The sequence below is a fragment of the Allobosea rubneri genome (genome assembly GCF_032464875.1).
GTDB classification, from domain to species: Bacteria; Pseudomonadota; Alphaproteobacteria; order Rhizobiales; family Beijerinckiaceae; genus Allobosea; species Allobosea rubneri.
The window spans coordinates 1-11,844 of sequence record NZ_JAWDID010000033.1; the positions used below are offsets into that span (position 1 = coordinate 1).

Annotated in this window: 14 protein-coding genes and 2 pseudogenes; 6 read left to right on the forward strand and 10 right to left on the reverse strand. The window is 61.7% G+C overall.

Features of this window, described 5'->3' with window-relative positions; all coding sequences use genetic code 11:
* Nucleotides 1-107, forward strand: a pseudogene (locus tag RKE40_RS19315) (IS5/IS1182 family transposase); the annotation flags it as partial.
* Nucleotides 108-574: 467 nt separating this feature from the next.
* Here RKE40_RS19315 and RKE40_RS19320 read toward each other — a convergent pair.
* A complete protein-coding gene (locus RKE40_RS19320) occupies nt 575-820 on the reverse strand; it encodes a DUF6894 family protein (RefSeq protein ID WP_316019850.1) in 246 nt (81 codons plus the stop codon).
* Nucleotides 821-1,764: 944 nt separating this feature from the next.
* The gene (locus tag RKE40_RS19325) at nt 1,765-2,181 is read right to left on the reverse strand and encodes a DUF1236 domain-containing protein (protein ID WP_066476425.1); all 417 of its coding nucleotides are present in this window, start codon (nt 2,179-2,181) and stop codon (nt 1,765-1,767) included.
* Between the two features lie 1,254 nt (nt 2,182-3,435).
* Between RKE40_RS19325 and RKE40_RS19330 the strand changes: the two genes are divergently transcribed.
* On the forward strand, nt 3,436-3,693 hold the full coding sequence (locus tag RKE40_RS19330; RefSeq protein WP_316019851.1) for a hypothetical protein: 258 nt from the start codon (nt 3,436-3,438) through the stop codon (nt 3,691-3,693).
* Between the two features lie 92 nt (nt 3,694-3,785).
* Here the strand turns inward: RKE40_RS19330 and RKE40_RS19335 are convergent, their stop codons facing one another.
* The 3 genes from RKE40_RS19335 to RKE40_RS19345 form a co-directional block, all read right to left on the reverse strand.
* Complete coding sequence (locus RKE40_RS19335) at nt 3,786-4,388, reverse strand: cysteine hydrolase family protein (RefSeq protein ID WP_316019852.1); 603 nt, start codon at nt 4,386-4,388, stop codon at nt 3,786-3,788.
* Nucleotides 4,389-4,443: 55 nt separating this feature from the next.
* Nucleotides 4,444-4,950 (reverse strand): YciE/YciF ferroxidase family protein, encoded by a 507-nt coding sequence (locus RKE40_RS19340; RefSeq protein ID WP_316019853.1) that lies wholly within the window; start codon nt 4,948-4,950, stop codon nt 4,444-4,446.
* Between the two features lie 76 nt (nt 4,951-5,026).
* The gene (locus RKE40_RS19345; RefSeq protein WP_316019854.1) at nt 5,027-5,368 is read right to left on the reverse strand and encodes a low affinity iron permease family protein; all 342 of its coding nucleotides are present in this window, start codon (nt 5,366-5,368) and stop codon (nt 5,027-5,029) included.
* Nucleotides 5,369-5,465: 97 nt separating this feature from the next.
* Here RKE40_RS19345 and RKE40_RS19350 point away from each other — a divergent pair, with 97 nt between their 5' ends.
* Entirely contained in the window at nt 5,466-5,894 is a 429-nt protein-coding gene (locus RKE40_RS19350) for a low affinity iron permease family protein (RefSeq protein ID WP_316019855.1), read from the forward strand.
* Between the two features lie 297 nt (nt 5,895-6,191).
* Here RKE40_RS19350 and RKE40_RS19355 read toward each other — a convergent pair whose 3' ends face one another.
* The 4 genes and pseudogenes from RKE40_RS19355 to RKE40_RS19370 form a co-directional block, all read right to left on the reverse strand.
* On the reverse strand, nt 6,192-6,719 hold the full coding sequence (locus tag RKE40_RS19355; protein WP_316019856.1) for an HWE histidine kinase domain-containing protein: 528 nt from the start codon (nt 6,717-6,719) through the stop codon (nt 6,192-6,194).
* Nucleotides 6,716-7,342, reverse strand: coding sequence for a GAF domain-containing protein (locus tag RKE40_RS19360; RefSeq protein WP_316019857.1), 627 nt, complete (start codon nt 7,340-7,342; stop codon nt 6,716-6,718). The genes RKE40_RS19355 and RKE40_RS19360 overlap by 4 nt, the downstream gene beginning before the upstream one ends.
* Nucleotides 7,343-7,703: 361 nt before the next feature.
* Nucleotides 7,704-8,971, reverse strand: a pseudogene (locus tag RKE40_RS19365) (Y-family DNA polymerase); the annotation flags it as partial.
* Nucleotides 8,968-9,390: a LexA family protein gene (locus tag RKE40_RS19370; protein ID WP_316019858.1), complete on the reverse strand. Its 423-nt coding sequence runs from the start codon at nt 9,388-9,390 to the stop codon at nt 8,968-8,970. The pseudogene RKE40_RS19365 and the gene RKE40_RS19370, both read right to left, overlap by 4 nt.
* 117 nt (nt 9,391-9,507) lie before the next feature.
* On the opposite strand from RKE40_RS19370, the gene RKE40_RS19375 reads away from it, so the two are divergent.
* Nucleotides 9,508-9,699, forward strand: a complete 192-nt coding sequence (locus tag RKE40_RS19375) for a hypothetical protein (protein ID WP_316019859.1) — start codon at nt 9,508-9,510, stop codon at nt 9,697-9,699.
* A gap of 108 nt (nt 9,700-9,807) precedes the next feature.
* Here RKE40_RS19375 and RKE40_RS19380 read toward each other — a convergent pair whose 3' ends face one another.
* A complete protein-coding gene (locus RKE40_RS19380) occupies nt 9,808-10,347 on the reverse strand; it encodes a helix-turn-helix domain-containing protein (protein WP_316019860.1) in 540 nt (179 codons plus the stop codon).
* A gap of 103 nt (nt 10,348-10,450) precedes the next feature.
* On the opposite strand from RKE40_RS19380, the gene RKE40_RS19385 reads away from it, so the two are divergent.
* Together RKE40_RS19385 and RKE40_RS19390 are read left to right on the forward strand one after the other, a co-directional pair.
* On the forward strand, nt 10,451-10,894 hold the full coding sequence (locus RKE40_RS19385) for a DUF6634 family protein (RefSeq protein WP_316019903.1): 444 nt from the start codon (nt 10,451-10,453) through the stop codon (nt 10,892-10,894).
* Nucleotides 10,895-11,000: 106 nt separating this feature from the next.
* A complete protein-coding gene (locus RKE40_RS19390; RefSeq protein ID WP_316019861.1) occupies nt 11,001-11,807 on the forward strand; it encodes a metallophosphoesterase in 807 nt (268 codons plus the stop codon).
* Nucleotides 11,808-11,844 lie beyond the last annotated feature (37 nt).

Genomic DNA, 11,844 nt, shown 5'->3' on the forward strand with positions numbered 1-11,844 from the left:
TCGCCAAGCTCAAAGACTGGCGGCGCATCGCAACCCGCTACGACCGATGCGCCCACACCTTCTTCTCAGCCATCTGCATCGCCGCAGCCGTCATCTTCTGGATCTGATCAATGAGTCCTGAGCCTAGAGCGAGGGGCGCCAAGGACGCCACGATGAATTTGAGACGTGTTTGCTCGGCCTCCTCCGAGCCAAACATCATAATCTGCTCGTCTTTGACCCTTGCCCATGCGGCCTCCGAAGCCGACAACGCCCGTGCAATTACGACCGGATCACTCAACGAACTGAACGGCATGGTACTCTCCTCCTTCCTAGGGCACTGTTTGAGATTGCGGCCATAATAAGATGACAGTTCGCCTCGTTTTCAAGAGGCCGCGCATGCCTATAGGGGCCAGCGCCGGGAGGCCCACCAAGTCACTGCGGCGACGCCTAGCATTCCGCCGGTGACAATCAGCGCGGTCCAGATTTTAGCCGCCTGGCTGGAAAGGACCAGGGCGTCTACGATCGGACCGTTGCGTCACTTCAACAGTGAAAGCTGGCCGGCGGCGAAGCGCCGCAGTCGGCGGAGCGCGGGCGATTACTTGGTCGATCCGCCGTCCACACCTCGTGCCTTTATATCGGCGGCTGTCTCGCCTCGAAATGTCAACGAGGCCTGATAGATGATTGTCCCCGCAGCGTCCTCGACAGCAATGCGGTATTCGGCGCGAGCGCCAGCCGGCAGATCAGCAACCAGCTCGGCAAGAGCTCGGTGAGCGTCCTTCACGGCGACGATGTCGCTGGGGGTGTTCAATGGCGTCAGCCAGATCAAGATGACGTCCATCATTCACGACAAACCGGTATAGGGGCACAGGCACCTCCGACCAATCCGACCCGAGAAGAATTCAGACCCCGCTTGCCGGTGCTAGATCGAAGGCGGCTTTGCAGAAGGTCATCGGGCGCCATGCAACTTCGCTGCCTGTTCCGCATTGGCATCGAGCGGAGGGCCGATGATGGACTTCGACGTTTCTAGGACTGCGCCCGGCCATTGGGTACTTACCGACCTCTTGGGACGGCCTGCCGGACATATCGACCAACTCGGCCCCCGCTTGTTCCGTTTTGCCCCGGTAGGACAATCAGGCAGCGCCCTGCGCGAAGTCGCCTCACATACGTTCGAGAGCCTCGATAACGTGCTCCGCGCCGTTGAAATCGTCAGCCGCGGGTCATGCCATCTGAAGCCGTAGCGCTTCAGCTAATGCGGAAACACCGGCTACAATTCCGTCCCAACGGTCCGCAGGGTAGCTTGGCGATCGAAGTCTATGAAGCGCGTCATCGCGGTGAAGACAGCCGGTGACCGCCAGTCCTAGCCTCAGGATAACCGCGCAGGTGGTTTTATCGACCGTGACGCAAGCTCGAAAACCCGCGCGTCGTAATACACCTCCGCGGCCCTCCGGAACCGCTGCCACGCGGGCAGTGGACTTCGAGCGGGCGACATCAACGCATAATCGAGTTCAGGAGGAAGAACTGCATCAGGGTCGAAGCCGGCCGACCGGCAAAGCGCCCTGGCTATGGCCTCTACGCGATCTGCTTCCATGACACGCCACCCAACGCGACACAGAACGCCTGCCGCCTTCCCCGGCAATTGAGACAGGCGGCAGGCTTGGCGCTCGGAAGCGGCATGAGCGCCATCGTCCGAAACGCACGATGGAGCGGGCGGTTCCGTTCCGCGCTAACGAAAAAAGCCCGGCCCCGCGTGAGCGAGACCGGGCCTTTGTTTTTGGCTTGCCCTGCTTACTCGATGACCTGGACGATCTTGCGGGTCTTCGGCTCGACCAGGACCGTGCGGTTGTTAACGACGGTATAGCGGTAATCCTTCACGCCATACTCGGCCGGCACCGCGTGGTAGGTCACGCCGCGCTCGGGCAGGACGGCGCCGACCCGAACTTCTTCACTGTAGGTATAGGACGGGACGCGCTGCTCGGTGACATAGGTTTTGAAGCGCGGCGTGTTGTCGCCAATGATGCCTCCGACGACGGCGCCGCCAACGCCACCGACGACTGCGCCGACCGGGCCGCCAACGACCGCTCCACCCACCGCGCCAGCAGCCGCACCGCCGGCCGCACCACCCTGGGCGCCAGAGGGATTCTGAGCGAAGACCGCCATGGGCGCCAAGGCGATAGCGGCAGCAAGAATGATCCTCTTCATGATCAGAACTCCAGTTGCTCCCCAGTTACCGAACAAACTTAGAATCCTTGTAAAAAGTTCCACTTGGGATCGGTTGACCGACACCTCTATCGAGCAGCCTTTACCAACTGCAATTATCGAGCGCATGGTGGAGCCGGGCATTCGCCGGAGCTGCTGCGTTCGCGGCATGAGCCGCGGTCGCGTTCTCTTCGCCCTCGTGGCGGAATGGCTACGCAGAGGTTGCATAGTCCTCAAATCCCAGGTTCGAATCCAAGGCGAGGTCTTCGGGGACGCACAGTTTGACGCAGCGGAACTCTCTTGAGAAACCCGCGTTGTCAGCCGCCGATTTTTTATCGAGTCCCGCCCATGTCGCTTGCCGCATCGCTATGGCTGGTCACCCTTGCTCTCATCCTCGGGATTCTCGCGGTGTTGTCCTTCGGGTGAACGACGGCGTCAGTTACATCGAATGACGCAGGGAAGGGAGCCCGCGCAAGGAGAGAGCGCCTGCACGTGGGCTAGGCTCCGCAGGCCCGATCAGGCGCCGGTGAAGATCAATAAGTAGGTTCAAGCCAAGGCGGCCTAGCTTGGCGATGGCTCCGGCTACCATCCCGGAGCCACTCTCATTCCCGTGACGATGAATCAGATGATGGCTCCCAGAGTTCGTAACTCTCTGAGAGCCCCGATTTGGGGGGCGAGCTCGATCGCCAAAGTGATATCGAGAGCGATTATGCGCTCTTCTGATGTGCCGCAAAGCAACCCCTGGGTAGTCCGGTCGATTGCCTAAGAGAGAGCGTCGAGAATTGGCGTTGAAAACTGATAATTATGAAACGGGGAAAGAATGTCTGATCGCGACACCTGGCAACGCTGAGCTGGCCGGCTTCAAACCGCCGGTGGATTGTCAAATGCTAAAGACCGGAGGTTCCGGGTCGACTAGCTTGCCCTTTGGGGCAAGGGGCAGATGGCGATGAAAATGCGCTCGACGGCCTACTATCGGAGGCGTGAAGCCTTTCGGGCTCGAATGAGCAAGAAGCGCGCCTTGCGAAATGCAACAGCTTTAGTGGGGGCCGAAACAGAGCAAGCCGCTCCATCCGAAGAAACCGTTTGGAGCTCGTTGCTCGAGCGCGTTCGTCGGCAGATGGCACGCAAATCATAGGGCCCAGCCGTTCCGGTAGGTTCGCGGCGCCCTTGGCACTTGACCAAGCGGAAGGTCTTTTCCGACTGCGCGGAACAGTGGGTGAGCTGGACCGTTCCACCACGGGGGGCACAAGGGAGGCTCCCATGTTCAATGGCGGAAATCGCAGGGGCATCGACGCGACGGACCTGGAGAAGATCAACATCGTGCTCAGCACCATGTACCTCTGCATCGACTTCGCAATGTGGTATATCGGAACGCGCGGAGGTTCGGCGTTCGCCGCCGACTGCAAGGAAGAGATGCTCAAATCTCTCAAGAGCGGGGATATCAATATGGCGCTGATGGAAGATGCTGCGACCTTTGACTACGTCGTCGCCAAGATCGAAGCGCTACACCGGCTTTAGTTTTCCGAGGCGGGCACGCGTTACGGAAATTCCAGGCCGCGCCGATCGGTCGGAGATGCTTCCGAGGTACACCGCGGCCTAGACGGTCTGGATCAGGGATGCCAACGGCCGATGATCTCTCCGACCGTGACTGCCGAGATTTGCTGACTGAAGCGTTCCCGGAAGAGCGCCAGCAGGCTGTCGTGTCCGGCGTCAGAGAAGCTGCACACGGCGTCGGTCGCGATCACGACGCGGAAGCCGTGGTCGACGGCTCCCAGCGCGGTGGAAAGAACGCAGACATCAGTCTCGGCACCGGACAACACGACGGTGTCGATGGAGCGCGCCCGGAGGTATGCGAGCAGCTTGCTGCTAGTGAAGGCCGAGTAGACGGGCTTGTCGAATACGGGGGCCGGGGGCGTGAAGCGGGCCAGTTCCGGGACGAGTTCGATGAGCGCGGGGTCCAGCCGTTCACGGGTCGTCTCCGGCCAGCGGCGATAGAAGTCGCGCCATGCGCCGATGGTCTCCTCCGGCGAGGCTGGCGTGACGAAGCGTGTGAAGAGGGTCGCCAGCGGGCGTGCCTCCGCGAGGGCAACGCATTGAGGAAGGACACGCGTCATCCATGGCGTGGCCCAAGGGCCTCCCGGAGCGAAGAGTCTCTGCATATCCACGCAGAGGTGGATGGTGCGATCGGTGAGCGACGGCATTTGCTCGCCCATCTCTTCCTCCCCGGGACGGCGCGCCGGCTCCTTAAGAGCCGACGCGCGTTCGGCCTCAGGCAGCCTTGCCCTGCGCGCTCTTGTTGATCATTGCAACGCCTAGCTTGGTCAGAAGCTGGTCGGTCGTCTCCTCCTCCTGGAGCGTCTGATCCAGCAAGTCAGCGGCATCCTTGAGGCCGAGCTGCGCCGCCCAGGTCTTCAACGTGCCGTAGCGGGTCATTTCGTAGTGCTCGACGGCCTGCGCCGAAGCGACCAATCCCGCATCAAGAGCTGGGCTATCTGCGTAGTCCTCCATGATCTCCTTGCCTTCCTCGATGATGCCCAGGATGGCGTCGCAGGTCTTGCCGCGCGGAGCCTTGCCGGCGATCTCGAAGACCTGGGTGAGACGTTCGACATGCGTCTCGGTCTCGTCGCGGTGCTTCTCGAAGGCGGCCTTGAGGTCAGGTGACGACGCGGCCTTCGCCATCTTTGGTAACGCCTTCAGGATCTGTTTTTCGGCGTAGTAGATGTCCTTGAGGGTGTCGATGAAGAGATCGTTGAGCGTCTTTGGTTCGCTGGCCATGGATCGCGCCTCCGGTTAGGTGAAACCGATCTAACGCCGCCTTCGGATCGAGGTTCCGCTGGCAGTAGCCCGAGCCTCAGCCGGAATGTTTTTCCTCGGAGCATCGCGCCTTTTCGATCTCCTCGTCGCTGCGCGCCTCGACCCCGATCAACGAATTGCGGGCGCCTTCATGCGCGCGGATGAGCTCGTCGATTTTCGCCTGCAATGCCGCTCCGTCGCGGTTCTGCGTCGCTTGTAGGATCGGCAGAAGCAGAAGGGTCACGGTGCTGATTGCCAAGCTGGCGCCTCCGAGAAAGTGGTCGCTTCCTGATAAGAAGGCCACGGCTCCAGCTAGCGACAATGCCAAAGCGATCAGCAGCATCGCGGGTCGCCCGGCGAACCTGGCGCACCCGGTCGATAACTCGTCGAACCAATTCATGCGGTTGCTCCGACGCTCGCAATGGGAACTCGCCCAGTGAGCGGGCGGTTCCAATGATGTGCGGACGAAGCCTTCAAATTGCTCTCGAGGTGACATCATGTCGAGTTACGAACACATCATTCACAAGGACAGCAAGGTGTCCTTGTTCACGCGGGTTGCGCAGTCGGTATCAAGCTGGACCGGAAAGCCGCTCACCTTCTTCGTCGCGGTCGGCCTGATCGTCGTCTGGGCGGTTTCAGGGCCCATCTTCGGCTTCAACGATACATGGCAGCTCGTCATCAACACCTCGACGACCATCATCACCTTCCTGATGGTGTTCATCATCCAGAACAGCCAGAACCGCGATACGGCCGCGATGCAGATCAAGCTCGACGAACTCATCATCCGGCTGGAAGGAGCGCGCGAGGAACTCCTCGATCTGGAAGAGATGGACGAGGAGGATCTGGTCGTCATCAGGCGTGATTTCTGCAAGCGGGCCTCCAAGGCGCGTCGTGAAGCCGACGACGGGAACTCGGGTTCTGCCTAAGACTCCGCGGCTGGTGGAGCCCGCCGGACTTCGACGCGATCGAGGCCGCTGACGCCGAGGCGGCGATCGCTGACCTTGAGCAGCATGCCGGGATCAGCATCGTAACGACGGATGTCGAAATGCCCGGTTCGGCTAACGGGACGAGCTGGTCTTTGCCATCCCGGACGTTGGCCTCCCGTCCACATTATCGTGGTCTCCGGGCGGATTAAACGTGGCGGGCGACCTGCCCGAGCACGTCCCTTTCATCGCGAAGCCCTATCGCCCGGCCGAGCTCGAAGCCGCCCGGCGCGCAGCCACCTAGCCTAGGATTGCTGTCAGCGGCAGCTTGATCGACACGACCACGCCTTCCCGTCGCCAGTCGTGCGAAAGAGTGCCGCCAAACTGGCGCACGATTGTCGTGTCCAGCAGACGGCTGCCGAAGCCGATGCGCTCGGGGACGGCTTCGATCGCGGCGCCCCCGCGTTCTTCCCAACGCACATTGAGCGCGTCGTCCTCCGTATCCCACGAGATCGAAACCTGCCCCTCTTCGGATGCCAAGGCACCGTACTTGATCGCGTTGGTGGCGAGTTCGTTGATGACCAGCGCCAGCCCGCTGATCGATTGCGGTCGGACCGACATCGTCGTTCCGTTCAACAGGAACCGTGTCCCGGCGTCGTGCTCATGGGGTTCGACGATCGAGCGGATGACGTGATCAAGATCCGCAGCGTCGACTTTGTCCTTGGTCATGACCATCTCGTGGGCGCTGGCGAGCGCCAGCATGCGGCCCGTCAGCGTCTGGGAAAAATCATCTTTGTCGCGAGCGCTTTTGGCCCCGAACCGGATCATCGTGTTGACCAGCGCGAAGAGGTTTTCACCCGATGGCTCATCTCTCGGGAGACGGTTTCCTGTGCCTCGAGCGCACGTTTGAGTTCTTCCTCGGATCGCTGGACACGCAGAACGGTCCCGACGAACGACGCCAGATCTCCGGCCACCCTCGCGTGCCCGCTGTGGAAGTGGCCAACGCTGTTGGAAACGATCCAGAGCGTGCCAACAGGTTCCGTGCGCCCGACGAAGAGCGGAACGAGCAGCACTTCCGGGACAACGATCCCGGCTTCAGCCACCCAGTCATAAACGCGCTCGACATGCTGCATCAGCACGGGACCGGTCCGATCGAGTGTGATCCCGCAAGGGCTGTTGTTGCGGGGCGTCGTGGCATTATTGAAGCGGGCGAGCTCGCCGATTAGATGGTGCCAGCGGAACACGCCGGGCGCGGGTTCGGGTTCGTACAGGCTTAAGCCCGCGGAGTTGGCTCCCGACATGCGCATCGCGATCTCGACGAAACGCGGCAGCACCTCTTCCGGAGCCTCGCCCAGCCGGAGTGCCAGATCCTGGATGTATTGCTTTTCCTTGAGATGGTCGGCTGATCCGATCGGGCGGCTCGTGAGCTCGTCCGTGATGTCGAATTCCAAGGATTGCGTTACTGCTATCGACATAGGATCCCCGCTGGTGAGTATAGATAATCACCCGAGTCTCTTCTGACCATCCGTGGCTTCAGAATGGCCTCTGGCGTTCAGCGTTCGGGATGCGCCGCTCAGGACAAGCGTTGCCGACAAGCGATGTAAGGCGGCGCCCGCCACTGCGCGAGATCGTTCCGTGTTTCCCTGTCCTCAACGACAAATGACTGGGACGAATTCGTCTCCGCCCTGAAACTTGTCGAGCAATTCGGCTGGCGGGGGACCTGCTTCGTCTACGCAGCCATCCAGCGGCCGGCGACAACGAAATGCAGGCGGTCGAGCATCGCCGGGCGCTCACGCGAACTCGCGCCTGCCCCGCAACCGGCACCTCATCCAACCGTGTCGTGTATCTTGGCGACCGCATCTCGAATTTGGCGGTCCATGCCTTGCGCTGGCGGGCGATCCCCGCCGCCGCTGGGAAGACAACGCCACGTCCGTGCTTCTGGTTGCAAGCATCCAAAGCCTCCATGAGGCGGCCGCTCTTGTCGCGATCGAGGGCGCCGATCAGGGCGCGCTGAGAGTTCTCCGGCGGCACGATGTCGACGGTCATCAGCCCGGCCTTGGCGTAGAGATAGCCCGACTTCCAGATCCGCCTCGCGCCCCACTTCGCAGCGCGCACTAGCACAAGGGTGTCGTTGCTCGCCTCCGGGAAATCGACGGTGACCGAGACCGACCGAGACGGGCCGTTGTCGAAGGGCGAGGTGTGGAAGAAGACTGTGACGTGGTCGGTCGCGAGGCCATGGTGCCGGAGCTTCTCGCCGAGCCGTGTGGCATGGGCGGCGATGGCTTCCTGCATCATCTCCAAGTTGTCTACTCGCCCGGAGAAGGATCGGGTAACGGCGCAACCCTTCCGGGTCGGCGCCACGGCCTCGAGGTCGAGGCAGGGCTGGCCGCGAAGCTCATGGATGATCCGCTCACCGACGACCGTCAACGTCTTCCGGGCGAGCTTGGGATCCAGCGCGGAGACGTCGGCGGCCGTCTGGCAGCCGAATGCGCCCAGCTTGGCCTGACTGGCACGGCCAATGCCCCATACGTCCTCCAGCGCGACGAGCGGCAGCCACTCGCGCCTCGCCTCTTCGCTGGTCAGGTCGCAGACGCCGCGGAGTTGCGGCGTACTCTTGGCGATCTTGTTGGCGAGCTTGGCGAGCGTCTTCGTCGGTCCGATGCCGACGCAGGTCGGGACACCCGTCCAGGTTGACACCGTCGATCGCAGGTCTCGACCGAGTTCCTCGCGTTGCTCCGGGACGACCGGCGTCAGGTCGAGGAAGCTCTCGTCGATCGAGTAGATCTCGATGTCAGGCGCGAATCCCTGGTACACCGTGTTCATGCGGCGGCTCATGTCCCCGTACAGCGTGTAGTTCGATGAGAAGACGACGACGCCCTCGCGCTTGCAGAGTTCGCGGATCGTGAACATCGGCGCACCATCCGGATGCCTAGCGCCTTGGCCTCGGCCGTCCGGGCGACCGCGCAGCCATCGTTGTTGGACAGCACGATGACGGGCCGCCCCTTCAGTTTCGGATCAAAGACCCGCTCGCAGGAACAGTAGAAGCTGTTGCCGTCGATCAGAGCGAACGAGCGGGTCATCTCCGGAAGCGCCGCACCGTGTTGGTCACGACGCCGAAGATCTCGATCTCGGCGTCCGGCCCGGGGTCGTAGTCGGGATAGCGCCGGTTGCCGAACGCGAGACTTGATCGGCCCGCGGTGGACTTGAAGATCTTGATCGAACGCTCGCCGTTGACGTCGACGACAACGGCGTCGCCGTCACGCGGCTTCAAGCTGCGATCGACCGTGATCAATGAGCCGTCGAAGATCCCGACATCGATCGCGCTGTCGCCCGCGACCGTCATGATGAAGGTGGCCGGGGCGTTCTGGATCAGCGCCCGGGATAGATCGATCGGGACGTCGAGGTAGTCGTCCGCCGGCGAGGGGAATCCCGCCCGCACTGCCTTCAGGTAGACCGGCAGAAAGATCGGTGGTCCCAAGACGGCGGGCGACATGTGCATCGGAACGGGCTCCTATTTGAAGGAACAAAATAGGAACATTGCCCTCTGCCAAGTCAAGATGCGAGTTGGCAACAGCCGGGGAGCGCGGCTAGGCGTGCCGAGGCTGGGGAGGGTGAAATGTTCAATGAAATCATCGCCGTCGAGATCAAGGACGGCAGGATCTTCATCGATGACCAGGCCCAAGGCTTGGAGCGCGACGATCAGGAGCGCGTTTTGCTGCTACCACGAGCAGGTCGCCGATCCGCTCGTCGCAGGAGGAAACTCTCCAACGGCGAGCCATACCCAGATCGGCCTAGTGGGCTACCCTGATCCTCAGAAGCAGGACCGTGACGCCGATCGCGTCGCTGTTGGTGTGTTTGCCAGCAGAACCGCTCATTGATTTCGATGTTATGCTCTCAACCCAAGGTGGAGCAGAGATTAAAGCGCCGATCGGGTTGGGGGCTCGGTTGGCAAGCGAAATCCAGCCCCTTCGTTCGCAGTAGCCTTTAGAAAGACGATGCCCTTCCGTTCGAGCGCGCGCTCGACGGCGATAGCGCTTCCGAGCGGACGCTGGTCGTCGCCACGACCCTCTACCCGGCTCACGGTCCTGCGATCGATCCCTGCTTCCGCCGCGAGCTCGTCGAGGCTGAGCCCGAGCGCAATCCTGGCCGCTCTCAACAGCTTAGCAGTCGCAACCATCTCGGTGGAATGGCACGCGACCGCCTTGGAATCCAGCTTGTCAACAATTTGTCCCAAACAGGAAAACCTTGCCCATGCAAGAATTGAATTGTCCTGATCGGGACATTTAGGTATGCGGGATTCAAACCTGATCGGAGACATGCCCCGAATCACGGTTGAGGACGCGTCATGGAACTCTTGGTTTTGGCCAGATCTGGTTGCGCCGTTGGCCGAATGACAATCGGCTTGCTGCTGGCACATGGGATGGTCGAGCTCTGCCTGAAGCCATTGCTCGTGCATGTTTTCGCGGATGGCGAATCCCTCTCCTTAGCGAGCGAGGAGGAGGAGGCGCGGTTCTCGGGGATCACGTTGAGGCAAGTTCATGGGCGCTCAATAGGTGCCGATGCTCGCGCACGCCCGGACGATCATTGCTTACGTCGTGCCGAGCGCGACGGGCAGTTCGCTAGTCGAGTTCCCGGGTGAATCTAGCAGGAACGGCATTCCGATGGATCCAATAGATTTGGCTTGGGCGGAACGGCGGGCAGGGCTTGAACTCGAGATCGAACGGCTGACGCGTCTCGTCGCCGACCTCAAGTTGTTCTGCGCAACGAAAGCTCCGGCCAGCGCCGAACTCGCGACGGCGCCGATGCTTGATCGATGGCTGGTGACGTCAAGGCCCGCCTATTGCCTCGTCGGCGAGGTCTCCGGACATCCGCTGCTGGCGGGATCGGGGCGCAGGGTCGTTACCTCCGACCTCGTCGTGATCGACGGAGAGCGCGGTTGGGCGAGAACACGGTCTCGCTGGTATCGGCTCGGCACGCACATCAAGTCGACGTCCGGCGGCTGAAGTTTCCGCTCAACGAGATCCATCGAGGGAGCCGAGAAAATTACCTCCGGCTTCCAACTCATCGTCGCGCGCGTTTCGCACCCGACGCGGCCAATAGGAATGATGCATGCGTCTTCTCGTCCTATCCGACATTCATCTTGAATTCGGCCCCTTCGAACTTCCCGATGACATCGAGGATTTCGATGTCGCCGTATTCGCCGGCGACATCGGGCGACCGATCGCGGACGCGATTGCGTGGATCGATCGGCAACGGAGCGGCCCGCTCAAGGGGAGACCGGTCGTCTTCGTGCCGGGGAACCACGAGTTCTATCGAGCAGAGCTCGCTGAATCCTTGAGCACGGGCGAGATCTTGGCCCAGCGGGCCGGAATCGACATGTTGGCGCCGGGAATGGTCGTCGTCGGCGATACACGCTTCATCGGCTGCACGCTCTGGACCGACTACGCCCTTCTGGGAGACGCAGAAGAGGCGCGACTCGCGGCGCTCCTGAGAATGAACGATCACCGCCTAATCGAGGTGGTCGAAGATGGACGACGGAGGCGCTTCCTGCCTCCGCACGCCGCCGCGCTCCATGCCCAGGATCTGAACTTCATCGTGGAGAACCTCCGGAAGCCATTCGGAGGGAGTACGGTCGTGGTCACGCACCACGCTCCTCACCCTGGCTCCGTTCAACCCCGATACCGGGGGGACGCGCTGTCGCCTGCTTTCGCCTCCGACCTCACCGAGGTCATTGAGCAATATAGACCCGAGCTCTGGATCCATGGTCACGATCACGCCTCCCACGACTATTGGGTCGGCCAGACGCGTATCCTTTCGAACCAAGCCGGCTATCCGCACCGCGGAGGAGGACGCGAGAACCCGGAGTTCAATCCGAGCCTCGTCGTCGAAGTCTCTCCATTTCGCAATTGTCGCTAACCGGGGTCCAGTCCGATGAGAAAACGGAATGGCAGAG